This is a genomic window from Rhodobacteraceae bacterium M382 (genome assembly GCA_025141015.1).
Taxonomy (GTDB): Bacteria; Pseudomonadota; Alphaproteobacteria; order Rhodobacterales; family Rhodobacteraceae; genus Aliisedimentitalea; species Aliisedimentitalea scapharcae.
Map to the genome: position 1 here is coordinate 441,169 of CP081098.1, position 22,677 is coordinate 463,845.

At 57.0% G+C, this 22,677-nt stretch carries 24 protein-coding genes; 9 read left to right on the forward strand and 15 right to left on the reverse strand.

Annotation, left to right across the window (positions count from 1 at the left end; translation table 11 throughout):
• The first annotated feature begins 48 nt into the window (after nucleotides 1-48).
• The 7 genes from K3727_01905 to K3727_01935 all read left to right on the forward strand — a co-directional run bounded on the left by K3727_01905 (nucleotide 49) and on the right by K3727_01935 (nucleotide 7,183).
• Nucleotides 49-1,095, forward strand: a complete 1,047-nt coding sequence (locus K3727_01905) for an RluA family pseudouridine synthase (GenBank protein ID UWQ91594.1) — start codon at nucleotides 49-51, stop codon at nucleotides 1,093-1,095.
• A complete protein-coding gene (locus tag K3727_01910; protein ID UWQ91595.1) occupies nucleotides 1,092-1,760 on the forward strand; it encodes an HAD-IA family hydrolase in 669 nt (222 codons plus the stop codon). The genes K3727_01905 and K3727_01910 overlap by 4 nt, the downstream gene beginning before the upstream one ends.
• Nucleotides 1,761-1,763: 3 nt before the next feature.
• Nucleotides 1,764-2,468, forward strand: a complete 705-nt coding sequence (locus K3727_01915; protein ID UWQ91596.1) for an ATPase — start codon at nucleotides 1,764-1,766, stop codon at nucleotides 2,466-2,468.
• A gap of 230 nt (nucleotides 2,469-2,698) precedes the next feature.
• Complete coding sequence (locus tag K3727_01920) at nucleotides 2,699-3,715, forward strand: amino acid ABC transporter substrate-binding protein (GenBank protein ID UWQ91597.1); 1,017 nt, start codon at nucleotides 2,699-2,701, stop codon at nucleotides 3,713-3,715.
• Nucleotides 3,716-3,844: 129 nt separating this feature from the next.
• Entirely contained in the window at nucleotides 3,845-5,077 is a 1,233-nt protein-coding gene (locus K3727_01925) for an ABC transporter permease subunit (GenBank protein UWQ91598.1), read from the forward strand.
• Between the two features lie 3 nt (nucleotides 5,078-5,080).
• Nucleotides 5,081-6,379, forward strand: a complete 1,299-nt coding sequence (locus K3727_01930) for an amino acid ABC transporter permease (GenBank protein UWQ91599.1) — start codon at nucleotides 5,081-5,083, stop codon at nucleotides 6,377-6,379.
• A gap of 54 nt (nucleotides 6,380-6,433) precedes the next feature.
• Nucleotides 6,434-7,183: an amino acid ABC transporter ATP-binding protein gene (locus K3727_01935; GenBank protein ID UWQ93236.1), complete on the forward strand. Its 750-nt coding sequence runs from the start codon at nucleotides 6,434-6,436 to the stop codon at nucleotides 7,181-7,183.
• Between the two features lie 49 nt (nucleotides 7,184-7,232).
• Here the strand turns inward: K3727_01935 and K3727_01940 are convergent, their stop codons facing one another.
• The 4 genes from K3727_01940 to argB all read right to left on the reverse strand — a co-directional run bounded on the left by K3727_01940 (nucleotide 7,233) and on the right by argB (nucleotide 10,128).
• Nucleotides 7,233-7,730 carry a histidine phosphatase family protein gene (locus K3727_01940; GenBank protein ID UWQ91600.1) on the reverse strand — a complete coding sequence of 166 codons (498 nt, stop codon included), beginning with the start codon at nucleotides 7,728-7,730 and terminating at the stop codon, nucleotides 7,233-7,235.
• Nucleotides 7,730-8,377 carry a ferredoxin gene (locus K3727_01945; protein ID UWQ91601.1) on the reverse strand — a complete coding sequence of 216 codons (648 nt, stop codon included), beginning with the start codon at nucleotides 8,375-8,377 and terminating at the stop codon, nucleotides 7,730-7,732. The genes K3727_01940 and K3727_01945 overlap by 1 nt, the downstream gene beginning before the upstream one ends.
• A 2-nt stretch (nucleotides 8,378-8,379) precedes the next feature.
• Entirely contained in the window at nucleotides 8,380-9,174 is a 795-nt protein-coding gene (locus K3727_01950; GenBank protein UWQ93237.1) for a sterol desaturase family protein, read from the reverse strand.
• 93 nt (nucleotides 9,175-9,267) lie between these two features.
• The gene (gene argB / locus K3727_01955; GenBank protein ID UWQ91602.1) at nucleotides 9,268-10,128 is read right to left on the reverse strand and encodes an acetylglutamate kinase; all 861 of its coding nucleotides are present in this window, start codon (nucleotides 10,126-10,128) and stop codon (nucleotides 9,268-9,270) included.
• Between the two features lie 120 nt (nucleotides 10,129-10,248).
• Between argB and K3727_01960 the strand changes: the two genes are divergently transcribed.
• Nucleotides 10,249-10,977, forward strand: coding sequence for an SDR family oxidoreductase (locus K3727_01960; protein ID UWQ91603.1), 729 nt, complete (start codon nucleotides 10,249-10,251; stop codon nucleotides 10,975-10,977).
• Between the two features lie 28 nt (nucleotides 10,978-11,005).
• Here K3727_01960 and yihA read toward each other — a convergent pair whose 3' ends face one another.
• The 9 genes from yihA to K3727_02005 all read right to left on the reverse strand — a co-directional run bounded on the left by yihA (nucleotide 11,006) and on the right by K3727_02005 (nucleotide 19,343).
• A complete protein-coding gene (yihA, locus tag K3727_01965; GenBank protein ID UWQ91604.1) occupies nucleotides 11,006-11,656 on the reverse strand; it encodes a ribosome biogenesis GTP-binding protein YihA/YsxC in 651 nt (216 codons plus the stop codon).
• Nucleotides 11,656-12,408 (reverse strand): MOSC N-terminal beta barrel domain-containing protein, encoded by a 753-nt coding sequence (locus K3727_01970; GenBank protein ID UWQ91605.1) that lies wholly within the window; start codon nucleotides 12,406-12,408, stop codon nucleotides 11,656-11,658. Before K3727_01970 ends, yihA begins: the two co-directional genes overlap by 1 nt.
• Nucleotides 12,405-14,213 carry a membrane protein insertase YidC gene (gene yidC, locus K3727_01975; GenBank protein ID UWQ91606.1) on the reverse strand — a complete coding sequence of 603 codons (1,809 nt, stop codon included), beginning with the start codon at nucleotides 14,211-14,213 and terminating at the stop codon, nucleotides 12,405-12,407. The genes K3727_01970 and yidC overlap by 4 nt, the downstream gene beginning before the upstream one ends.
• A gap of 123 nt (nucleotides 14,214-14,336) precedes the next feature.
• A complete protein-coding gene (locus tag K3727_01980) occupies nucleotides 14,337-15,884 on the reverse strand; it encodes a bifunctional diguanylate cyclase/phosphodiesterase (protein UWQ91607.1) in 1,548 nt (515 codons plus the stop codon).
• Between the two features lie 57 nt (nucleotides 15,885-15,941).
• The gene (gene ttcA / locus K3727_01985) at nucleotides 15,942-16,811 is read right to left on the reverse strand and encodes a tRNA 2-thiocytidine(32) synthetase TtcA (GenBank protein ID UWQ91608.1); all 870 of its coding nucleotides are present in this window, start codon (nucleotides 16,809-16,811) and stop codon (nucleotides 15,942-15,944) included.
• A 133-nt stretch (nucleotides 16,812-16,944) separates the two neighbouring features.
• Nucleotides 16,945-17,214 carry a membrane protein insertion efficiency factor YidD gene (gene yidD, locus K3727_01990; protein UWQ91609.1) on the reverse strand — a complete coding sequence of 90 codons (270 nt, stop codon included), beginning with the start codon at nucleotides 17,212-17,214 and terminating at the stop codon, nucleotides 16,945-16,947.
• 342 nt (nucleotides 17,215-17,556) lie between these two features.
• The gene (locus K3727_01995) at nucleotides 17,557-18,180 is read right to left on the reverse strand and encodes a transmembrane anchor protein (protein ID UWQ91610.1); all 624 of its coding nucleotides are present in this window, start codon (nucleotides 18,178-18,180) and stop codon (nucleotides 17,557-17,559) included.
• A gap of 17 nt (nucleotides 18,181-18,197) precedes the next feature.
• Nucleotides 18,198-18,926, reverse strand: a complete 729-nt coding sequence (locus tag K3727_02000) for a HupE/UreJ family protein (GenBank protein UWQ91611.1) — start codon at nucleotides 18,924-18,926, stop codon at nucleotides 18,198-18,200.
• Between the two features lie 60 nt (nucleotides 18,927-18,986).
• Complete coding sequence (locus K3727_02005; protein UWQ91612.1) at nucleotides 18,987-19,343, reverse strand: hypothetical protein; 357 nt, start codon at nucleotides 19,341-19,343, stop codon at nucleotides 18,987-18,989.
• A gap of 332 nt (nucleotides 19,344-19,675) precedes the next feature.
• On the opposite strand from K3727_02005, the gene K3727_02010 reads away from it, so the two are divergent.
• The gene (locus tag K3727_02010; protein UWQ91613.1) at nucleotides 19,676-21,565 is read left to right on the forward strand and encodes an amidohydrolase; all 1,890 of its coding nucleotides are present in this window, start codon (nucleotides 19,676-19,678) and stop codon (nucleotides 21,563-21,565) included.
• Between the two features lie 377 nt (nucleotides 21,566-21,942).
• On the opposite strand, the gene rnpA is transcribed toward K3727_02010, so the two are convergent.
• Together rnpA and rpmH are read right to left on the reverse strand one after the other, a co-directional pair.
• Nucleotides 21,943-22,383: a ribonuclease P protein component gene (gene rnpA, locus K3727_02015; GenBank protein ID UWQ91614.1), complete on the reverse strand. Its 441-nt coding sequence runs from the start codon at nucleotides 22,381-22,383 to the stop codon at nucleotides 21,943-21,945.
• A gap of 28 nt (nucleotides 22,384-22,411) precedes the next feature.
• Nucleotides 22,412-22,546, reverse strand: coding sequence for a 50S ribosomal protein L34 (rpmH, locus tag K3727_02020; protein ID UWQ91615.1), 135 nt, complete (start codon nucleotides 22,544-22,546; stop codon nucleotides 22,412-22,414).
• Between the last annotated feature and the right edge of the window lie 131 nt (nucleotides 22,547-22,677).

Genomic DNA, 22,677 nt, shown 5'->3' on the forward strand with positions numbered 1-22,677 from the left:
TTTCGAGGGCTGGTTTTCGGCGCTGACAATCACGCAAGGAGTGGGTGCATGAGCCGGGTACAAAAGATCACGATCACCGAAGACGACGCGGGACAGCGGGTTGATCGCTGGCTGCGCCGGATGTTCCCTCATGTCAGCCAGGGCAGCATCGAAAAGATGTGCCGCAAGGGTGATCTGCGGGTGGACGGCGGACGGGTCAAGGCCTCGACCAGGGTCGAGGAAGGTCAGACTGTGCGGGTTCCACCGTTGCCTGATGCAGATCACAAGCCCCCGGAAGCACGTGAAATCCGAATCTCCGCAGCCGATCAAAAGCTGATCCAAAGCTGTGTGATCTATCGCGATGACGATGTGATCGTGCTGAACAAACCCTCTGGATTGGCCGTCCAGGGCGGCAGCGGTACCACCCGACATGTGGACGGTTTGGCCGAGGCGCTGCGCTTTGGCTATGACGAAAAACCCCGCCTGGTTCATCGGATCGACAAGGACACGTCCGGGGTGCTGGTGCTGGCCCGCACGCGCAAGGCTGCACAGGAATTGACAGCAGCGTTTCGACACAAGAACACGCGCAAGATTTATTGGGCGCTGGTTGCTGGTGTCCCAACCCCTTACCTCGGCGAGATCAAGACGGGTCTGGTCAAGGCTCCGGGCCACGGCAAAAGCGGCGAAGGCGAAAAGATGATCAATGTGCACCCACGCGACATTGATGAAACGCCGGGTGCCAAGCGGGCACATACGTATTACGCAACGCTATATCGTGTAGCATCGCGGGCGGCCTGGGTTGCGATGGAGCCAATCACCGGACGGACCCATCAGCTGCGGGCACATATGGCGGGGATGGGTCATCCGATCATCGGTGACGGCAAATATGGCGGTTCTGGTCAGGAAAACCTGGGAGATGGCTGGGGTGCCCAAATGGGTGGGATGATTTCCAAAAAGCTGCATCTGCACGCCCGACGCATGGTGTTCGAACATCCGGTGACCCGCAAGGATGTCGTTGTGGTTGCCCCATTGCCCGACCACATGAAGGAAAGCTGGGACACCTTTGGCTGGACCGAAGATCTGGCGGCTGACGACCCGTTCGAGGACCTGCAGTGAGCGCATCGTTGCGATTGATCCTGTTTGATGTGGACGGCACGTTGGTCGACAGCCAGGCCGCGATTGTCGGTGCCATGACCGACGCGTTTGGGAGCATAGGTCTACCGGTACCGACCCGACCCGAGATCCTGTCAATTGTTGGATTGTCGTTGGATCGCGCCATGACACGTCTGGCACCGCAGGGGAATGCCGAAACACAGGCCGCATTGGTCGAAGGCTATAAATCTGCCTACCATCAGGCCCGGATGCAGGCCGGTGCCGGGCATTCGCCTTTGTATCCCGGGGCGCGTGCGACTCTGGAAGCGCTGAATGCGGTTCCGGAGTATCTTTTGGGGGTTGCGACCGGGAAATCACAACGCGGGATGGAAGGGTTGATCGAGGCGCATGACCTGACCTGTTTTGTCACCCGGCAAGTGGCGGATCACCACCCGTCCAAACCGCACCCGTCCATGATTTTGACGGCAATGGCGGAAACCGGCGTGACGCCGGAGCATACAGTCATGATCGGGGATACGTCCTTTGACATGGATATGGCCCGTGCTGCTGGCGTGCGCAGCATTGGAGTGCCATGGGGGTACCACCCGGTGGATCGCATCGGTGCAGATCATGTGATTTCCAGTTTTGCGGATCTGCTGCCGTTGCTGAATGGACTATGGAAGGCTTAGAGCATGAGCGATTGGAAGCAAAAGCGGTTTTGGAAAGAGGTGGGAATCGCTGAGGCCGAAACAGGATACGCGATCGAATTGGATGGGCGACGGGTCAAGACCCCGGCCAAAGCGGCGTTGGTTGTGCCGACTCAGAGCATGGCCAACGCAATTGCCGCCGAATGGGACGCCCAGTCTGGTGCAGTGAACCCACAGACCATGCCATTTACCCGTTCTGCCAATGCGGCGATTGATAAAGTTGCGATTCAACATGCCGAAGTCGCGGACATGCTCGCCGGATACGGAGATTCGGATCTTTTGTGTTATCGCGCCGAAACGCCCGCCAAATTGGCGCGCCGTCAGGCCGAACAATGGGACCCGGCGTTGGACTGGGCGGCGTTGGATTTGGGCGCCCGCCTGGAACCGCGAGTCGGTGTGATCCACGCCCCTCAAGATGCGGCCGAATTGGCAAAACTGACCCGGCGTGTCCACGCATTGAACAACTTCCAACTTGCGGCCTTTCATGACCTTGTCAGCCTGTCCGGGTCGCTGATTTTGGGGTTTGCTGCGGCGTTGGGATGGCGTTCTGCCCAAGACATTTGGGACATCTCCCGCCTGGACGAGATTTGGCAGGAAGAACAATGGGGCGAGGACGAAGAAGCGACTGCAGCCGCATTGGTCAAGCGTGGAGCCTTTCTGCACGCCAAGCAGGTCTTTGATTTTTCCTGACAGGATAATGAGTTGAAGCTAGCTGCATGTTGGTCTCAAAAAGTCAACTTGACCTAACGGAAGTGTGCGGACTTGTCACGGAATTGATGATCGAACCCTTGACGTTTGTTGGCGAATGCGCCCATGCTTGGCCCCGCAAAGGGGTGAATTCCAACTTGCATGCTATATTCCGACATTGCTGGTGTCGGTTTCAATCCGTCAAAAAGGCGGAAAATCAGGAAGAGGTAAACATGAAAAAATCCGTATTTCTGGGCGCAATGACAGTTGCCGGCCTTGCCGCCGGTGCTGCTGCTGCTGGTACCATGGATGACGTAAAAGCACGCGGTAAGCTGAACTGCGGCGTCACGACTGGGCTGGTTGGCTTTGCCGCCCCGGACGCGAATGGGGAGTGGAATGGGTTTGACGTTGCCGTGTGCCGCGCTGTTGCAGCAGCGGTTCTGGGTGATCCGAAAGCTGTAGAGTTTGTACCGACCACCGGTAAAACACGCTTTACGGCTTTGGCGTCGGGCGAAATCGACATGCTCGCACGTAACACAACCTGGACTTTCAGCCGTGACGTTGATCTGAAATTCGAATTCGTTGGCGTGAACTACTACGACGGCCAAGGCTTTATGGTTCCCAAGGAACTGGGTGTGTCGTCCGCCAAGGAACTGGATGGCGCGACTGTCTGCATTCAGACCGGTACAACAACCGAGCTGAACCTGGCGGATTTCTTCCGCAGCAACAACATCAGCTATGAGCCGGTTCCAATCGAAACCAACGCCGAAGCACAGCAGCAGTATCTGGCTGGTGCCTGCGACGTGTACACCACGGACGCCTCGGGTCTGGCTGCGACACGCGCCACATTCGAAGATCCGGCTGCACATGTTCTGCTGCCTGAAATCATCTCGAAAGAGCCGCTGGGCCCGCTGGTCCGTCACGGCGATCACGAATGGGGTGACGTTGTCCGTTGGACCCTGAACGCTCTGGTTTCGGCCGAAGAGCTGGGTGTAACGTCTGCCAATCTGGCTGAAATGGCGACAGGTGCAAACAATCCTGAAATCGCACGTCTGCTGGGGTCCGAAGGCACCCTGGGCGAGATGCTGGGTCTGGACGCCGAATGGGCCAAACGCGCTCTGGCCGCCGGTGGCAACTATGGTGAAGTATTCGCCAAGAACATCGGTGAAGATACTCCAATCGGTCTGGCACGCGGGCTGAACGCACAGTGGACCGAAGGTGGCCTGCTGTACTCGCCACCGTTCCGCTAAGTTTCTGAGTATAGAGGGCGCGGGGAACTCCGCGCCCTCTTCTTTTGCAAAAGAAGCTGCGAGTTATCCCGGAGCAGAGCAAACTCTGCCAAGTCGGATGAACTCTGTCAGCCACGGGGATTCCACAATATGTCAACTTTGACCGACCCGCCGAATACTGGGTTTCGGCTGTCGATGCTGATCAATGATACCCGATATCGTTCTTTGACGTTTCAGGTGATTGCAGCAATCGTACTGGCCCTGAGCATCTGGTATCTGGGCAACAACCTCATCCAGAACCTGCGTGCTGCAGGATTGAACATTTCCTATTCGTTTCTAGGCGATTCTGCTGGATACGACATCAACCAGCGTTTGATCGAATATGATAGCCAATCATCGCACCTGAGTGCTGCGATCGTTGGAATTCTCAATACGCTTCTGGTTGCCTTCCTGGCCTGTATCACAGCGACAATTTTCGGCGTCATTGCCGGTGTTCTTCGTCTGTCGAACAACTGGCTGGTTTCTAAACTGATGGCAGTTTACGTCGAGATCTTTCGGAACATTCCGGTACTGATCTGGATCATCATCATCTTCACCATCATGACAGCGGTGATGCCTGGACCGCGTGCATTCCGTGGTGACAATGCCACGTCCAGCATGTTGTTTGATATGTTCGCGTTTACCAACCGCGGTGTTTATATTCCGATGCCCTGGTTTGAGCACGGCTTGTTCGCATCGCCCTCAATGAATTGGCTTGTTGTGATTGCGGGTCTGGTTGCGTCCTGGTTCGTGACACGCAAAATTGGTGCCTGGGCGACACAAAAGCAGGAAGAAACTGGTATACGTCCTAAAACCTTGATGATGGTTCTCGGGGTTTGGTTGGTTCCGTTCCTTTTGTTGATGCTGGTCATGGGGCTGTCCTGGGACATTCCCGCTTTGAAGGGCTTCAACTTCAAAGGTGGCATCAAGATCGGTGGACCGCTGATTGCGCTGTGGTTTGCGCTGTCGATCTATACAGGCGCTTTTATCGCCGAAAACGTGCGGGCCGGCATTCAGGCAATCTCCAAAGGTCAGTCCGAAGCTGCAGGCGCGTTGGGTCTTCGCCAGGGTCGTATCATGAACCTGGTCATTCTGCCCCAGGCGTTGCGGGTCATCATTCCACCGCTGATTTCCAACTTCCTGAACATCACCAAAAACTCTTCGCTGGCGATCGCGGTGGGCTACGCGGACATTACCGCCACGCTGGGCGGCATCACTTTGAACCAGACTGGCCGTGCGATTGAATGCGTGCTGCTACTGATGCTGTTCTACCTGACGGCCTCGCTGCTGATCTCGATGGTGATGAACGTCTACAACGCATCCGTCAAACTGAAGGAGCGCTGAGCAATGGCTGATCCGAAAACAAACTCCATAGCCTACGTCGCTGAATCCATGCTTCCGGAATTGCCGCCTCCGGCGCGTGAAGCCGGTGTGGTCAAATGGCTTCGTGAAAACCTGTTCTCCTCGCCGGGCAATTCGGTTCTGACCATTGTGTCGATCTTGGTGATCTACATGATTGCCAACAACACGCTGCCCTGGATCCTGAACGGTGTTTGGAACGCCAGTTCTCTGGCGGAATGCCGCGAGATTCTGGCCGGTAAGAGCGGCGCCTGTTTTGCGGTTCTGACCGAGCGCTGGCCGCAGCTGATCTACGGCTTTAAATATCCGTCGGACCAATACTGGCGTCCCAACCTGGCCTTTGTGATGATGCTGGTTGCTCTGGCTCCGGTGTTGTTCTTTGATCTGCCACGCAAGATGCTGATCTTTACCGCGCTTTATCCCTTCATTGCCTTTTGGCTGATCTGGGGTGGGTCGATCATGGTGCCGATCGTGGCGCTGGCCGGCTGTGTGGCTGCCGGCGTGACCTTCCAGAAAATGGGGCGCAACAGTTTTGCCGCCGGGTTTTTTGGTGCGATTGCTGTTGCGCTCGTGGTCTGGAAAGTCGGGGGTCTTCTGATCCCGGAGAATGCATCGGAAAACGCACTCTTGAGTGCAGTGCCCAGCCGGGATCTGGGGGGCTATATGCTCAACATGATGCTAGGTGTGACCTGTGTGTCCCTATCGGTGCCTTTGGGCATAGCATTGGCCCTGGGTCGTCAGTCGGACATGCCGCTGATCAAATGGATGAGCGTGATCTTTATCGAGTTCATTCGTGGCGTTCCACTGATCACCCTGCTGTTCGTGGCGTCGGTGATGTTGGCCTACTTCTTCCCGCCGGAAAGCACGGTGGACCTGTTCCTGCGCGTGGTGATCATGATCACCATGTTCTCGTCGGCCTATATCGCCGAGGTGATCCGGGGCGGTCTGGCAGCCTTGCCGACGGGACAGTACGAAGCCGCTGACTCTCTGGGTCTGGATTATTCGCAGGCGATGCGTTTGATCATCCTGCCGCAGGCGCTCAAGATCTCGATTCCGGGTATCGTGAACGTGGCGGTGGGTCTGTTCAAAGATACAACGCTTGTTTCCGTGATTTCGATGTTCGACATCATCGGTATGATCCGTGGTCCGATCCTGGCATCGACCGAATGGAACGGCGTGTACTGGGAGCTGCTCGGCTTTGCATGCGTTGTGTTCTTTGTCGTCTGCTACGGCATTTCTCAATACTCACAGTGGCTCGAGCGTCGTCTCGCCACCGATCACCGTTAAGGAGTTCAACATATGTCTGAACTGGCTACAAACCGCGAAATCGACCGCTCCAAGATGCAGGTGAGCGACGAGGTCGCGATCGAAATCAACAATATGAACAAGTGGTACGGGTCTTTCCACGTGCTGCGTGACATCAACCTGACCGTTCATCAGGGCGAGCGGATTGTGATCGCTGGCCCGTCGGGCTCTGGCAAATCCACTTTGATCCGCTGCCTGAATGCGCTGGAAGAGCACCAGCAGGGCAAGATCGTTGTGGATGGGACCGAATTGTCCAATGACCTTAAAAACATCGACAAGATCAGGTCCGAAGTTGGGATGGTGTTCCAGCACTTTAACCTGTTCCCCCATTTGACCATTCTGGAAAACTGCACACTCGCTCCGATTTGGGTACGAAAGACGCCCAAAAAGGAAGCCGAAGAGCGTGCGATGCACTTTTTGGAAAAGGTCAAGATTCCTGAACAGGCGGACAAATACCCCGGTCAGTTGTCCGGTGGTCAACAGCAACGTGTCGCGATTGCCCGGTCTCTATGCATGATGCCGCGGATCATGCTGTTCGATGAACCGACATCGGCGCTGGACCCCGAGATGATCAAAGAGGTGCTCGACACCATGATCGAACTGGCCGAAGAAGGCATGACCATGCTGTGTGTGACCCACGAAATGGGCTTTGCCCGTCAGGTGGCGAACCGCGTGATCTTTATGGACGCGGGGCAGATTGTGGAACAGAACGAGCCAGAAGAGTTCTTTAACAACCCCCAATCAGAACGGACCAAACTGTTCCTGAGCCAGATTCTGGGGCACTGATTTCTATTATCAGAAACGAAAAGGCCGGGTTTTCCCGGCCTTTTTTCATTTAGTCTGCTGTCAATTCTCGTGGAACAATGAAATCCCGCACTGTTCCACCTCCCCAGTTCAAATCGGCCCAGGTCGCGATGTCGAAATCGACAACCAACGTGGCTGCGGTTGGGTAGTCGTCGAACCGTTCATGTTTTGGCGGTTCGGAAACCAGGGCATGGGCAAAGGCGGCAATGCCGGGGTTGTGGCCCAGCATCAGAACCTTGGGCGCTTGGGCTTCTTTGAGAACCTGGAACATGAGATCCGAACTGGCCAGATACAGCCGTTCAGAAAAGGAAACCGGAGCTTCCAATGACAACAGGTCATGGGTTTCACGGGTGCGCTGCGCCGAGGACGACAGCACCACGTCAGGTATATGCTGGTTGTCCCGCAACCATTGTCCAATGGCCTTGGCGGATTTGCGGCCACGTTTGTTGAGAGGGCGGGCGTGATCGCTGGGAGCAGGCGCGTCCCAGGCCGATTTCGCATGGCGGATAAGAATCAAAGTGCAAGTCATCAGAACTTACAATAACTCATGTGATGTGACGTTTGTTCGGGATTTCGCCCGGATTTTTGACTGAGCGGACAAGCGCTTCTGGCCAGGCATCCTTTTGTCACGCATTCGCCGGTTTGGGCGATAAAGTCATAGCAATCCTTGACCAGGAAATTCCCTTGGGCATTCATGGCTCCAACCGGACAGGTTGTCGTGCAGGGTTTATCGACGCAACCATGACAGGGAGAGTCGGAGAGGCGAGGGGCGGGAATATCAAATTCCTGATCAAACAAAAGCGCGCCTCGAAATGAGATCATCATGCCCATCGTGTCATGAACCATCACTTTTGTCGGACTGGAAAACACTCTGCCACTGTCCAGCGCCCAGCTGACAAAAGGCGCGTGTGGTGGGCCTCCGAACGGATAATGGGCCTGAGCGCCCATTTGCTTTGCCAAGGTGCCGATGACCCGCTTTGACCAGCGGTCAATGGGGTTCTCCAAACCATCCCTGCCTTCAGGGCTGGATTTGAACTGGGACCAGAACCCCGCGTCTGTTCCCAAAAGGAGCAACGTGCCATGATCCACAGATTTTGTTGGTGTCAGCCGTGGGTGCAGCGCCCCCAGGATTGCCAGACCGTGGTCCCGAGCGGTGCTTTCAATCTCGGTGTACATCTTCAGTGCCTCTTGAAGGGGAGTTTCAGGCTCCACCCCAATTGGGAGGGGCGGTGATCCTGCCATTGCAGCCCGACAACCATGTCATCATGCCCGTCCGCTGGTTGGGCGATATAGGTCCGAAAAATCCGATCCCAAATGGACAGAGCAAAGCCATAGTTACTGTCATGCTCGTGGCGATGTACCGAATGATGGACCCGATGCATATCGGGTGTCACCAGAACCACGCGTAGCATTCGGTCGAACCCCGGTGGCAATCGTAGGTTGGAATGATTGAACAAGGCCGTTCCATTCAGGATGATTTCGAACAGGACAACCGCTATGGCGGCAGGTCCCAACAGATAGACGAGGCCGATTTTCAATATCATGGACAGACCGATTTCCACCGGATGGAATCGAACCGCTGTCGTGACATCCATATCCCGGTCGGCGTGGTGAACCCGGTGCAGGCGCCAGAGAACGGGGATCTTGTGGGTGATCAGGTGCTGTGCCCAGATCCCAAAATCCAGAATCAAGATGGCGCATGTGATTTCGACCCAGGCAGGCAGCGCGAGGTGGTTGAACACCCCCCATCCCTGGGCCGAGGCATCCAAAGCTGCCCCGACTGCCAGCAACGGCATCCACGCTGCAAGGCCTCGCAAGAGTATGCTGTTCAGCACAGTGATCGACAGGTTGGTTGTCCAGCGCCTGCTACGCGGGACACAGCGACTGCGCCGGGGGATCAGCGCTTCGGCCCCCGCGAACAGGCAGAACAAGCCCAGAAAAACACCCAGGCGGATCAGGGTTTCGTGTTCCATACATGCATGAGCACGCATGTATCGCGCAAACGCAAGCCGGAAAGCCACACGTTTTCGTCAAAAGCCGACCTGTCCAAGGGTGGCCACGTAGATTCAGGCGCGGATCAGCGACCCGGCCCCATGTTCGGTGAACAATTCCAGCAGCACAGCATTGGGCGCGCGACCATCCAGAATGACAACGGCCCGTACGCCGCCATCAATCGCGTTCAGCGCGGTTTCCGTTTTGGGGATCATGCCCCCGGCAATCACCCCTTCACGGGTCATCTCACGGATCTTCTCGGCCTTCAGCTCTGTTACAACATCGCCGTCAGCGTTTTTGACGCCGGAGACGTCGGTCAACAGCAACAGTCGATCCGCCTTTAACGCAGCCGCGATGGCCCCCGCAGCGGTATCGCCATTGACGTTGAATGTCTCGCCATCCCGCCCTGCGCCCAAGGGCGCGATGACCGGGATCATGTCATTCTCAAACAGGTTGTGCAGCAAGGAGGGATCCATGTCGGCCGGTGTGCCGACAAAGCCCAGATCCGGGTTGGTCTGCTCGCACATCATCAGATTGGCGTCTTTTCCCGACAACCCGACTCCGCGGCCGCCCTGACGATTGATCGCCTGTACGATCCGCTTGTTGACCACACCGGACAACACCATTTCAACCACTTCCACAGTGGCTTGGTCTGTTACCCGCTTGCCGTTCACGAATTCCGATTGAATATCGAGCCGCTCGAGCATCGCATTGATCATCGGGCCACCGCCATGCACGATGACGGGATTCACGCCAACCTGCTGCAATAAAACGATATCGCGGGCAAAGCTGTCCATGGCTTCGTCGCTGCCCATGGCGTGTCCGCCCAGCTTGATAACGACGATGGCCCCGTCATAGCGCTGTAAATACGGCAGCGCCGAAGAGAGAGTTTCAGCTGTGGCGATCCAATTGCGATTCATAGCTCGTGTCTTCATGGTCCCGGTCCCTTTGGGTCCCCGTGTTACGCGGAACTGGGGCCGGTGCCAAGTGCAGCATTGCGGTTATAGCGCCGAGTGATAGGGTCGCGGTGAGTTTGACCGACAGGGATTTTGGATATGACGCGCAGAACGTTGTTGCTGACAGGGGCCAGCCGGGGCATTGGCCATGCCACAGTGCGCCGGTTCAATAGCGAAGGCTGGCGAGTTATCACCTGTTCGCGTCATCCCTTTCCCAAGGAATGCCCCTGGGGTGGTGGTCGCGAAGACCATGTCGAACTGGACCTGAGCGACCCCTCCGAGACAATCAACGCGGTCGGAGCCATACAGGAAAAGCTGGACGGGCGGCTGGATGCCTTGGTCAATAATGCTGGAGTTTCGCCCAAAGGGCCGGATGGCGAACGGCTCAACACATTGGATACGGACCTGATGACCTGGGGAAAGGTGTTCCACGTGAACTTTTTTGCCTCTGTTGTTCTGGCCCGTGGGCTGCGGGACGAGTTGGCGGCTGCAAAGGGGTCAGTGGTGAATGTGACCTCCATCGCCGGCAGCCGGGTGCACCCTTTTGCAGGTGCGGCCTACTCAACGTCCAAGGCGGCTCTGGCGGCCCTGACGCGGGAAATGGCGCATGATTTTGGGCCGTTGGGGGTTCGGGTCAATGCAATTGCACCTGGGGAGGTGGAAACCGCGATTCTGTCGCCAGGCACTGACAAGATTGTTGCAAAGCTGCCATTAAAGCGGCTGGGCCAGCCCGAGGAAGTTGCGGCCGCGATCTATTTTCTGTGTTCGCAGGACAGTTCGTATATTTCTGGGGCCGAAATCGAAGTGAATGGGGCACAGCACGTATGATGTGCCCCGACAAAACGCTCAGATTGGGTTATTCCAGATTGGCGATGATCGACCGCAGCGTTGGAATCCCATCGCCCTTTTCCGACGATGTCAGGATGATTTCCGGATAGGCTGCGGGATGTTTGGACAAGGCCTGACGAACCTGGGACAGGATGCGGTCCCTGTCCTTTGCCTTGACCTTGTCCGCTTTGGTCATCACGCATTGGAATGTGACGGCGCTGGAATCCAGCAGTGACATGATTTCATCATCCACCGGCTTGACCCCATGGCGGCTGTCAATCAGCACGAATGCCCGACGCAAGGTCTGGCGACCACTCAGGTATTGCTTGAGCAGCTTTTGCCACTTTTCGACGATCTTGAGCGGCGCATTGGCAAACCCATAGCCGGGAAGGTCGACCAGATACAGCTCGGGCCCCTGGGTGAAAAAGTTGATCTCTTGGGTTCGCCCTGGCGTGTTTGATGCCCGAGCAAGTCCCTTTCTTCCAGTTACAGCGTTAATAAGGCTCGATTTTCCGACATTTGATCGCCCGGCGAAACATACCTCGATTCGGTCTGCTTCAGGCAGGCCGGACATCGCAACCACGCCTTTGACGAATTCAGAATCGCCAGCAAACAGCTTGCGCCCCTGTTCGGTCATATAGTCGTCCGGCTCTTCGGCCAGAGGGAATTGAAGTTGCATCACAGCACCTTTACCTGATCGCCAATGCGGATTGTACCGCTGCGCAGGACTTCTGCGCGCACTGAAAAATCCTTGTGCCCCCATTGTGACATGAGCGTGCCCAACGTGTCTGCATCGCGTTCACCGGTGGCCGGGTTTGCCGTGGTCGCCAAACAGCGTTCTGTGCGTTCCCTTGGGATCAACACCGCATCGCCAATCTGGATTTCCCGGTCGATCCAATCGAATTCCTGCCACTCTGCCAATCCATCGAACCACAGATTTCCACGCCAGCGTTGCGTCGCCAAGGGGTGGCCAATAGCCCGTTCGACGGCGCGGTGAGAGGCCGCATTGCATAGGGTGACCGACAACAGATCGGTGTCGGTCCATCCCCGCCGAGGGCACCGCATGAGCCGCGCGGACGCGGCTCGGTTCTCTGGGATCAGCGATCCGGCCCAGTCCAGAAACCGGGTATGATCGGCCTCATCATCGGGGGAAAAGGTCAGATCAGGCAGATCCGGGTGGGTTAGCGTCATGCGCCCGGTCGCATCGTCCAGACGGGCATCAATGGCCATCAGTCGGGGGGCTTTGGACCCGCGATTAAAGTTCTGACAGGGCACCCATTCAGATCCGTCAGCCGTCGACAGTTCATGGGCAACCGCCCAAAGACGATCGCCGGGCATGGTTTGCCCGGCGGTCAATGCGATTTGATCCAGAGCTTCCCGACCATGCGATTTGATCGGGTGCCGCCAGATTTGGGTGACAGATCCTGTCATTTCGCGTCCGGTTTCTGACCACGTTTAAAGCTGGACATCATGTTGCCAAACACGTCTGGCTTGTACCCTTGGCTGCGCATGATCAGATACTGTTGCGTAAAGGTGATCGTGTTGTTGGCGATCCAGTATACGACGAGGCCACTGGCAAAGCTGCCCAGCATGAACATAAACACCCATGGCATCCAGGCAAAGATCATGGCCTGTGTTGCATCCGTCGGTGCCGGGTTCAGCTTTTGCTGAATCCACATCGAAATGCCCAAAAGCAAAGGCAGAATGCCGATAAAGATTGTCGCCATCAGGGTTCCTGGCTCTGGCCCTGCCCATGGAGCCCAGCCAAAGAAGTTCATGATGGATGTCGGGTCCGGCATGCTGAGGTCCTGAAAGGGACCAAAGAATGACGCCTGGCGTAGTTCAATGGTGACAAAGATCACCTTGTAGAGGGAAAAGAAGATCGGGATTTGCAGCAGGATAGGCAGACACCCGGCAGCCGGGTTTACCTTTTCCTTCTTGTAAAGCTCCATCATGCCCTGCTGGACTTTCTGACGGTCATCACCGGCCTTTTCCTTGAGCGCTTCCATTTGTGGTTGCAGCTCTTTCATCTTGGCCATCGAAACATAGGATTTATAGGCCAGAGGGAACAGGATTGCCTTGATGATCAGCGTCAGGCCAATAATCGACCAACCCATATTGCCGATCAGCTTGTTGATCTCGTGCAGTAGCCAGAATATCGGCTTGGTCAGGAAAAAGAACCAACCCCAGTCGATGCTGTCCAGGAAACCGGCAATGCCGCTTTTTTCATAGGCACGGATGGTGCCCCACTCCTTTGCACCTGCGAACAGCTGGGTGGAAACTTCGGCAGTTTCTCCGGCGGCCAGTGTCATGGTCGGCAGGACAACTTCGGTTTGATAGATGTCCCGGCGTTCGTCATATTTGGCGACCGATTTGAAAGGTTGGCCTGATGCGGGAACCAGAGTCGACATCCAATAGTGGTCGGTGAACCCGATCCAACCATCTGTCTCGACTTGTTTGACCTCGGCACGGGCACCTTCGCGGGGGTCAACCGAGAAATCAGGCATGTCACCATAGTCGATTTCAGACAGCTCTCCGTCGGCCATGCCAACGACGCCTTCGTGAAGGATAAAGAAGTTCTTAAGGTCCTGCGGTTCCCCATGCCGGGCCAGAATCCCATAGGGGGCCAACGCGGCGGTGCTGGTCCCGGAATTGGTTACGCTCTGCGTGACCGTAAACAGATAGTTATCGTCAACAGAAATCTTGCGGTTAAAGAGCAGTCCATTGCCATTGTCCCAGGTCAGGGTGACCGGCGATTCAGACGTCAGTGTTTCGCCAGCAGGCGCTGTCCAAATGGTATTTGCACCAGGAACATCATCCAGGCCAAGCCCGGTGCCTGGAGCCCATCCGTACAAGGCATAATAGGCAGAAGGTTCGCCAACCGGAGACAGCATCCGCACGATGTCGGCACCTTCTTCGATTGTGACCCGATAGTCCTTGAGGGACAGATCGTCGATGCGACCACCTTGCAGCGAGATGCTGCCGGAAATCCTGGCGGTGTCGATGGTGACCCGCGCAGCCTCAGGAGCCTTGGCTTCTGCGCCAGTGACCGCACCCGTGCTGGCCGAGCTCACTGCCGGTGCTGCCGCTGTATCCCCATCTGCCGCAATTTGCGATACGGGGGTGGTTTCTGACGCGACTTCGGGCTCCGGCGGGGGGAACACGACGAACCACACGAGAATCACAATAAAGCTGAGCGCAGTTGCGAGGATTAGATTTTTGTTCTGATCGTCCATCTGGGACTGCCACCTTGTGCATGGAATGACAGAGTGGGTTCAACAGAGTAGGGCTGCAAAGGTCAAGCGGAAACCGGGGTTTTGGAGAAGTCTTCCTGCCTGTGTGCGCCGGTTTACCGCGATTTACCCCAATTGCCGCCCAATTTTGGGTGCATCTTGCAATTTTGCCTGATGTGCAGTGATCCAATCCACAGTCTGGTCGAATGGCATCGGGCGCCCGATCCCGAACCCCTGAACGTGATCGCAACCCAGTTGCGCCAACAATGCGTGTTCACCAACGGTTTCGACACCTTCGGCCAAAGTTTCCAGATCCAACCGTTCCGCCATGGTCAGAACGGCACCGATCAGGCGCTGCTGTTCCGGATCCCGGTCGGCCTTGGTCACAAAGGATCGGTCGATCTTGATCCGAGACACCTTGAACCGACGGATCGAGGCAATGGAGGCATGGCCCGTACCAAAGTCGTCCAGGTCAATGCGGCATCCCAGCTTGCTGAGGCCGATGATATTGCGGGTGACCATGTCATCGGGATTGTCGGTCATCACGGTTTCCAGAATCTCGATGGCCAAGCGGTCCGGGGACAATTCAAAGCGGTCCAATTCCCATCTAATCTTGTCAACAAGCCCCGGGTTGCGCAATTCATCTGTGGCAAAATTCACGCCCACACGGGGGACGTCGTATCCCGCGTTATCCCAGGCCTTCAGCGCCGTCATCGCATGATACATCATCACCTGACTTAGGCGTTCCAACAGATGTGCTTCTTCCATAGCAGGCAGGAATACATCCGGTGGGATCAGACCGTGGATCGGATGCGCCCAGCGGGCCAACACTTCGAAGCCGGTGACTTTGCCGGTGTCCGTCGATATCTGTGGTTGGAACCAAGGTTGGATTTGGCCGTTTTCCAGTGCATTGGCGGCCTCTTCCCGAAGATCTCCGCGAGCCTTGGTTTGACGATGAATCTCTGCAGAATAGGCGCGAATACAGGAGGGGCCGTTTTTCTGGGCTTCGATCAAGGCTGCAGAAGCGGCTTCCACCCATTCATTCCAGGCGCGTCCCGGTGTTCGGTTGCGCAGGCAAAATCCAACAGAACAGGATTGATACAGCGACAGCCCATCCAATGAAACCGGTTCTTCGATAACGGACTGCAGCCGTCCTGCCATTTGTATGCACAGCTCAAGATCCAGTTGGTTCACCCCAGACAGGCAAACTGCAAACCGGCTGTCACCCACACGCGCAACGGCGTCCGAATCTCTGAGAACAGACAGAATTCGATCGCCGGTGCGCGAAATCACAGTGTCTGAAGCCGCCTGACCATGACGATCGGCGATCTCACGAAATTCGTCGATCTCGAGCATGAAACATGCCGAGCGCAAATTGCCGTCGGCAGTACGGTCAAACGTCTTTTCAACCGCCTCTTCAAACCCGGGGCGCAACAGCAACCCGGTAATGGCATCATGGGTGCCTGCCTGGGATCGGCGCCAAAATTCGAATGCTCCGAAAAATGCGAACACCAAAGGCAATCCGAGCGAAGTCAAGATCAACGCAAATTCCCCGCCGAGCCAGAAAGCACCAAGCGTCAACGCTGGCAGGAATGCCAACACCGGAGGGCCCAGCAAAATGGGCAACACATGCTTTTGCAGTCGGGAATGCAGGCCGGAGGGCGGCTGAGGCATGACAGGACCTTTCAAATCGCTTGGCCCGACCGTAATCCCCCGAATCTGTTTTGTGTGTTAACGCAGCTGAGGAATTTCCATCAGATTGTCATCGTTTTTTCGAGGATTCAGCGAGAGTCCTGCAAAATCGAACAATTTGGGGTCCAGAAGATGGGACGGGCGCGCGTTCATCAGGGACCGGAACATCACCTGACGGCGGCCGGGGCTGTTGCGCTCCCATTGGTCGAGAATCTGTTTGACCTGCTGACGTTGCAAGCCATCCTGACTGCCGCACAGATCACAGGGGATGATCGGGTAGTCCATCGCCTTGGCGAATTTTTCACAATCGGCTTCGGCCACATGCGCGAGCGGACGATAGACGAACAGATCGCCTTCCTCGTTGACCAGCTTGGGCGGCATGGTGGCCAGACGGCCGCCATGGAACAGATTCATGAAAAAGGTTTCCAGGATATCATCGCGATGATGCCCCAGAACGACCGCCGAACAACCTTCTTCGCGTGCAATTCTATAAAGATTACCGCGCCTTAGACGCGAACAAAGGGCGCAGAATGTCCGCCCCTCAGGCACCTTGTCCATGACAATCGAATAGGTGTCCTGATATTCGATGCGGTGCGGCACATCCATTTTTTCCAGAAATTCCGGAAGGACAGTTGCCGGAAATCCGGGCTGTCCCTGGTCCAGATTACAGGCCAACAGATCAACCGGCAGCAACCCGCGCCACTTCAATTCATACAGGATAGCCAGCAGCGTATAGCTGTCTTTGCCGCCCGACAGACAGACCAGCCAGCGCGCGCCGGGCTGGATCATTCCATATTGCTCGATCGCCTCGCGCGTCTGGCGCACGACGCGTTTGCGCAGCTTCTTGAACTCGGTGCTGGTGGGGGCACCGTGGAACAGCGGATGGATTTCGTCAGTTTTATCGAACATGGACGGGCCTTACTAGAGTTGCCAATTTCGGGCAAGAGGCGGGCGTTGCGTTTACCACATCTGTAAAAACAGGGGGGGTGATATCCGTGCACCATGCGTGCACCACCCGTGCACCGGCTGACACCCGAATCGCTCAGATGTCGGTATTTTTGCCGCGATCAGGCTGGTCAGGCCGGTCAGGCCGGTCAGGCACCGGATCATACCCATCACTGCCCAACGGATGACAGCGCCCGATCCGCCGCAGCGCCAGCCAGCTGCCCCGGATCGGCCCGTGTTTCTCCAGCGCTTCGAGCGCATAGGCGCTGCAGGTTGGCTGATACCGACAGTTGAACCCAACCCAGGGGCTGAACACCAGACGATAGGCCCGCACGGGCAGGGCGACGATATGGGCAAGAGGCGACATGCGGCAAAGATAAGGGCAAACGCCGGGAGAGGGAAGTTGCGTGGCTGCTTTGTCGCGGGGACGCCCTGCGCGCCGTTTTGGATGAGGGTTTTGGCAAAGGTGACGAAGGCGGGCGCCATGGGACAGGCCTGTTGATCAGAGCGCCGGGAACAACGGCTGTAGCCGGCCCACAGCGGACAGGGTTGTGATGTGTGGGGGGACACCGCATTGCGGGACACAGCGCCCCTTCACGGTGCCGGTTCATGCGTCCAGTGTTTGGGTAAAATGGCCGACATCGACAACCCGGAGTGTGGGAAATGGGGCTGCCGACCCCGCATGGTGCGGCATTGGCAGCCCCCAACTTTAGCTGGCGTTCTTGAACTCGGCGTATTCGCCGCGCACCTGAATGGTGACAGTGACGTCTGTGCTGTCGCGATTGCGCCAGAACCAGCCATGGTCGCCGTCGAATGAAGCAACGATTTCGCCTGTGTCGCCCGTCGATCCGCGGCCCTTTTGGTAGGTGACAGAATTGCCGCCACCGTGACCGTGCATGTCGAAATTCACCCGACCGCCGTCAACGAGCATCCGGTATTCCACCGTCTGCCCTTTTTCCATCACCAGCTTCCATTCGGCCGAGGCGCCTGGTGCCAGCGTAAAGGTGGTCTCGTCACGCCAGATTTCGGCCTGCTGCGCATGCGCAGCGCCTACAAAAAGCCCGAAGATATCGTTCATCAAGGTCGATTCTTCCTGCGCTTCAAGTTCTAGCTGCCTGTCAGCTTCGGCCTCTTTCGCGAGCTGGGTCTTGATTTCTCCCATTTCGGTCAGGCCGATCACGCCACCTATTCCTGTCGGGTCGATGTTGTATTCGGCGGGAAGCACGACAGTCACCAGAATCACGACGGCGCTGGCCGCGGCAATGGCGGTGGACCGGATCAGCTGTGCGGAGCTTGGCAGTTCATCAAGGCTCGGTTTTTTTGCGTTAAACATTTTGATTTTCCAAGTTCTTAGGCGGCTACAAAATAGCCGATGATTTGCAGGCCCGTGAGGATGAACCCCATGGACATCATGACGACGTTGGCGGTGTAGGCCTGTTGGAAGAAATTCGGAGATTTCCGCCAATAGCCCATGACGATGAGGATGACGGCAAGCGCCATGATCTGGCCCAGTTCGACGCCCACGTTGAACGCCAGAAGATTGGCCAGAAGCCCGTCCGAGGCGATTTCGTAATCGAGGATCTTGGTGGCCAGGCCCGTGCCATGGAAAAAGCCAAAGATCAGCGTTGCGGCCTTGGTGTTGGGCTGGACACCGAACCAGCGCTGGTAGGCCCCCAGATTGTCGAGCGCCTTGTAAACCACCGAAAGGCCGATGATGGCATCAACGATATAGGCGTTGATGCCCCAGCCGAACCAGACGCCGGCCAGCATCGTGGTCGAGTGACCAACCGCAAAAATGCTGACATAGATGCCCACGTCCTTCATCCGGTAAAGGAAGAAGACAACGCCGAGCAGGAACAGGATGTGGTCGTAGCCCGTCACCATGTGTTTGGCACCGAGATACATGAAGGGGATGATGTTCACCCCCCAGATTTCCTGGATGTAACCCGCGTCACCTTCGGTGACATTATGGGCCAGCGCGTGGCTCGCGCTCAGGAAGAGCGCTGTTAGCGCAAGAAAGGACAGGATCACGATCCGGCGTGGGCCGGGGTCGATCCAGCCCCGATGGACTGTCGTCATGGATTGAACTCCGCAGATGTGTTTGATGATCAAAAGATGTGCGCCATTGGGCGCGATCCATCACACACGCGGCGGGCGTTCGATCTGGTACGTCCGCAGAGGTTTCACAGTGGCTGAGCCCAGACGCCACGCGGTTCTGTAGATGTCGATCGGTTGCGGAACCATATCGGGGCCAGGCACGATTGCCTGGCTGTGATCATGATCGACACGGTCGTGGCTGTGTCCATGCATGGCCCACAGCAGATCCTCTTCCAACCCGTGGGAATGCCCGTGCTGGGCGATCATCTCAGCGTGCTCTTGAAGCACGTCGAGGACTGCGGGCGCATGCGAGGTTGTGGGCATCACCGACCAGACAACAAATGTCGCGCACAGCAGGGTTGCGAAAGCAGCCTTTGCGATGGTCAGCAGGGGTTTCATCAGGTTTGCCTGTCCGCTCGTCTGTGTCGTGATGCGTGGTCGCACAGTTTTGTTCATCCCCCTAGGGAGGATAGGGTGTTCATAGGGCAAACCACCCTGGTCATGCAAGCCCTCCCGCGGCCGGGGCGGAATGGCGACAGTCGCTGCGATTCGGGCCAAGGTCTGGTATACGGGACACAGCAGATGTTGGCCCCACAGCGGCCCGTCAGCTCTGAGCAAGAGACCGAATTGCGGAGGAAGAAGCCCGGAACGTTCTGAGTGTTGTCGCCATTTTCAATTGATTTTCAAACATGCGGATTGAACACTGGCCAGATATTTGAGGGGAAAGATACATGAGTTCATTGAATCGCCGAAACCTGTTGAAAGTAACCGTATCCACGATCGCGATGGTGTCGCCAATTGGAGCAGCCCTTGGCCAGACCACGTCCCTTGCTGATATTGGGACAAAAGTCATTCCGCTGCCAACAGTCACTGTCTACACCGCGCGGGACGTTCTCACGCTTGATCCGGCAAAACCGGTTGTAAATGCCGTGGCCGTGGTGGACGGGCGCATTCTTTTGACCGGTACGCTCGATGACGTGGTGGGGACACTCAAGGGGCAGCGTCACACGATCGACGACCGGTTTGCCGACAAGGTGATCGTGCCGGGTTTTATTGCCCAGCATGACCATCCGCTTTTGGCTGCCCTCACGATGTCCTCGGAAATCCTGTCGATCGAGGATTGGGCGTTGCCATTTGGAACAGTCCCGGCTGTTCGGGACAAAACGGATTTCATTGACCGTCTGACAAAGGCGGTTGACGCAAGAACAGACCCGGCGGAACCTGTGGTGTCCTGGGGGTATCACCCGGCCTTTTACGGGGCGCTCACGCGCCAAGATCTCGATGCGATCAGCACCACGCAGCCAATATTGGTGTGGGCGCGGTCCTGTCACGAGATGATCCTGAACAGTGTGGCGCTTGAACTCGGTGATGTTACCCAGGAGTTGATCGACGGGTTTTCGTCCACTGAAAAAATGCAGTCGAGCTTTGCCGAGGGCCGGTTCTGGGAGCAGGGACTGTTTGCGGTTCTGCCCAACATCGCGCCTCTGGCGGCCTCGCCCGAGCGGTTGCAAGCGGGGCTGGAGCTCACCCGGGATTATATGCACGCAAAGGGCGTTACCTTTGGAAACGAACCCGGCGGAATTCTGTCAAAGCCTGTGCAGGATGGTATTAACGCGGTGTTTTCGAGCCCCGACATGCCGTTCCGCTGGTCCTTTATGCCAGATGGGAAGACATTGATTCAGGGGTCTTCGGATGACAACCGGGTGGTTCAAGACACGCAAAACCTGGATAGCTGGTATGGCGGGATGACCAGCCTGGCCCCCAATCAGGTCAAACTTTTTGCTGACGGGGCGATCTACTCTCTGGAAATGAAGGTCCGGGATCCCTTCATGGACGGGCATGACGGTGAGTGGATGATGGACAAGGTTGATTTCGAAAGAGCGTTTCGAATTTATTGGGATGCCGGGTATCAAATCCATGTGCATGTCAACGGAGATGCCGGTCTGGATCGTGTGCTGGATACACTCGAGATGAACCTGCGCCGGACCCCGCGATATGATCACCGGACAGTTCTGGTTCACTTTGCGGTCAGCGCGGAAGATCAGGTGAAGCGGATTGCAGATCTTGGCGCAATCGTCAGCGCCAACCCGTATTATGTAACAGCTCTTGCCGATCAATATTCCCAGGTTGGTCTGGGCCCTGAGCGCGCGGATTCAATGGTCCGAATCGGCGATGTATCACGCGCGGGCATTTCCTGGTCTTTGCATTCGGATATGCCGATGGCACCGGGTGATCCGTTGTTCCTGATGTGGAGCGCCGTAAACCGGGTCACATCCTCGGGTCGGGTTGCAGGGCCGGAACAAAGGGTCAGCGCCGAAGATGCGTTGCGTGGCGTGACAATCGAAGCTGCATACTCGCTCAAACTCGAAGACGAGATCGGCAGTATCGAACCGGGAAAACGCGCCAATTTTACCGTTCTTGATCGCAATCCGCTCACCGTCGACCCAATGGAAATCAAGGAGGTCAAGGTGTGGGGAACGGTTATGGAAGGCCGGGTTCAGCCGGTTGAAGTGACTGAAAGGAAAGCATCCCTGATCGAACCTATTCCAGCCGGACCAAGCCATGCGTTCGCTGAAGCCTCTTTCCAGCATGCGCTCAAGGTGGTGCATTCTCACCTTTAGCTTGCAGAGGCACCCCCAGGCCAAAACCGGTTGTCCGCTCTGTTGTCGGATCCTGGGGGTGGTCCCAGGAGGTTCGCCTGTCTGCGCTGGGCCATCGGGGCCTGATTGGCAGCGTCGGAAATTCAGATGTTGCTCAGACGTTGTTCAGACGCTGCACAGGTCGCTTCCTGTGCCTGGCCGTCTTTCGAACAGCCGCTGCATTCAGCACAGAGGGCTTTGAGCCGGATTTTGCGCCCAAGGGTGCCGCGTGTTGCGGGGGTGTTGCGAAACCCATGTGCCAGAGTGCGCCACCGCGCCGCGCCGACAGGCGCGGCGCCCGGCCCAACGGGACAGGGCGGATCTGTGATCCGGCCCAGTCCGGGCGGGAGCCCATCGGGTTATTTGTCGGGCGCTGTTTTGGGGGCGTGCAGCTTGCGCAGGGCATGGCGGAAATCGGACTCGAGCGCGGTGAAATCGCGGGTGCCGGTCTCGTCTCGGCGTCCGATCAGGACATAATCCCATCCCGGCCGGCCCAATTCGGGCAGGACCATCCGGGCGATTTCGCGCAGGCGGCGTTTGGCGCGGTTGCGGGCCACGGCGTTGCCGACTTTTTTCGAACAGGTGAATCCGACCCGAATCGTCGCGTCATCGTCCCGGCGATTGCGCGCCTGGACCATCATCCCCTGGGTGCCCTGACGGCGCGCGCGTGCGGCAGCCAGAAAATCCCGGCGCTTGACCATTACGGTCAAGCCGGGCAATGGGGATGCGCAAACAGATACCGCCGGGGGCATCTCCCCGGTGGCGGTGTTGCCATCTGCAGGGGCCTCCGGCGGTATCATGTCTCTTACAGAACCTGTCGGGTGAGCTTTAGGCGCTCAGCGACTTGCGGCCGCGGGCGCGGCGTGCGTTCAGGATCTTGCGGCCAGCTTTTGTGGCCATCCGCGAACGGAAGCCGTGGCGGCGTTTGCGAACCAGGTTCGAAGGCTGAAAGGTGCGTTTCATCGCTCCGGTCTCCAATAATCATCGGGCGTGGCGTGGAATCGCCTCCCGGGGTCTATCTCGAAGCCCGGTGCTTAGAAGGGTTTCCCGGACAAGTCAAACCCCGTGACCCGGGTTTTCGCCCTCTATTGCAA

What these genes read in the sequence shown, in the direction of transcription:
- K3727_01905 (UWQ91594.1), top strand. Translation starts at nt 49, where the DNA reads ATGAGCCGGGTACAAAAGATCACGATCACCGAAGACGACGCGGGACAG.
- K3727_01915 (UWQ91596.1), top strand. Translation starts at nt 1,764, where the DNA reads ATGAGCGATTGGAAGCAAAAGCGGTTTTGGAAAGAGGTGGGAATCGCT.
- K3727_01920 (UWQ91597.1), top strand. Translation starts at nt 2,699, where the DNA reads ATGAAAAAATCCGTATTTCTGGGCGCAATGACAGTTGCCGGCCTTGCC.
- K3727_01925 (UWQ91598.1), top strand. Translation starts at nt 3,845, where the DNA reads ATGTCAACTTTGACCGACCCGCCGAATACTGGGTTTCGGCTGTCGATG.
- K3727_01930 (UWQ91599.1), top strand. Translation starts at nt 5,081, where the DNA reads ATGGCTGATCCGAAAACAAACTCCATAGCCTACGTCGCTGAATCCATG.
- K3727_01935 (UWQ93236.1), top strand. Translation starts at nt 6,434, where the DNA reads ATGCAGGTGAGCGACGAGGTCGCGATCGAAATCAACAATATGAACAAG.
- K3727_01940 (UWQ91600.1), bottom strand. Translation starts at nt 7,730, where the DNA reads ATGACTTGCACTTTGATTCTTATCCGCCATGCGAAATCGGCCTGGGAC.
- K3727_01945 (UWQ91601.1), bottom strand. Translation starts at nt 8,377, where the DNA reads ATGTACACCGAGATTGAAAGCACCGCTCGGGACCACGGTCTGGCAATC.
- K3727_01950 (UWQ93237.1), bottom strand. Translation starts at nt 9,174, where the DNA reads ATGGAACACGAAACCCTGATCCGCCTGGGTGTTTTTCTGGGCTTGTTC.
- argB (UWQ91602.1), bottom strand. Translation starts at nt 10,128, where the DNA reads ATGAAGACACGAGCTATGAATCGCAATTGGATCGCCACAGCTGAAACT.
- K3727_01960 (UWQ91603.1), top strand. Translation starts at nt 10,249, where the DNA reads ATGACGCGCAGAACGTTGTTGCTGACAGGGGCCAGCCGGGGCATTGGC.
- yihA (UWQ91604.1), bottom strand. Translation starts at nt 11,656, where the DNA reads ATGCAACTTCAATTCCCTCTGGCCGAAGAGCCGGACGACTATATGACC.
- K3727_01970 (UWQ91605.1), bottom strand. Translation starts at nt 12,408, where the DNA reads ATGACAGGATCTGTCACCCAAATCTGGCGGCACCCGATCAAATCGCAT.
- yidC (UWQ91606.1), bottom strand. Translation starts at nt 14,213, where the DNA reads ATGGACGATCAGAACAAAAATCTAATCCTCGCAACTGCGCTCAGCTTT.
- K3727_01980 (UWQ91607.1), bottom strand. Translation starts at nt 15,884, where the DNA reads ATGCCTCAGCCGCCCTCCGGCCTGCATTCCCGACTGCAAAAGCATGTG.
- ttcA (UWQ91608.1), bottom strand. Translation starts at nt 16,811, where the DNA reads ATGTTCGATAAAACTGACGAAATCCATCCGCTGTTCCACGGTGCCCCC.
- yidD (UWQ91609.1), bottom strand. Translation starts at nt 17,214, where the DNA reads ATGTCGCCTCTTGCCCATATCGTCGCCCTGCCCGTGCGGGCCTATCGT.
- K3727_01995 (UWQ91610.1), bottom strand. Translation starts at nt 18,180, where the DNA reads ATGTTTAACGCAAAAAAACCGAGCCTTGATGAACTGCCAAGCTCCGCA.
- K3727_02000 (UWQ91611.1), bottom strand. Translation starts at nt 18,926, where the DNA reads ATGACGACAGTCCATCGGGGCTGGATCGACCCCGGCCCACGCCGGATC.
- K3727_02005 (UWQ91612.1), bottom strand. Translation starts at nt 19,343, where the DNA reads ATGAAACCCCTGCTGACCATCGCAAAGGCTGCTTTCGCAACCCTGCTG.
- K3727_02010 (UWQ91613.1), top strand. Translation starts at nt 19,676, where the DNA reads ATGAGTTCATTGAATCGCCGAAACCTGTTGAAAGTAACCGTATCCACG.
- rnpA (UWQ91614.1), bottom strand. Translation starts at nt 22,383, where the DNA reads ATGATACCGCCGGAGGCCCCTGCAGATGGCAACACCGCCACCGGGGAG.
- rpmH (UWQ91615.1), bottom strand. Translation starts at nt 22,546, where the DNA reads ATGAAACGCACCTTTCAGCCTTCGAACCTGGTTCGCAAACGCCGCCAC.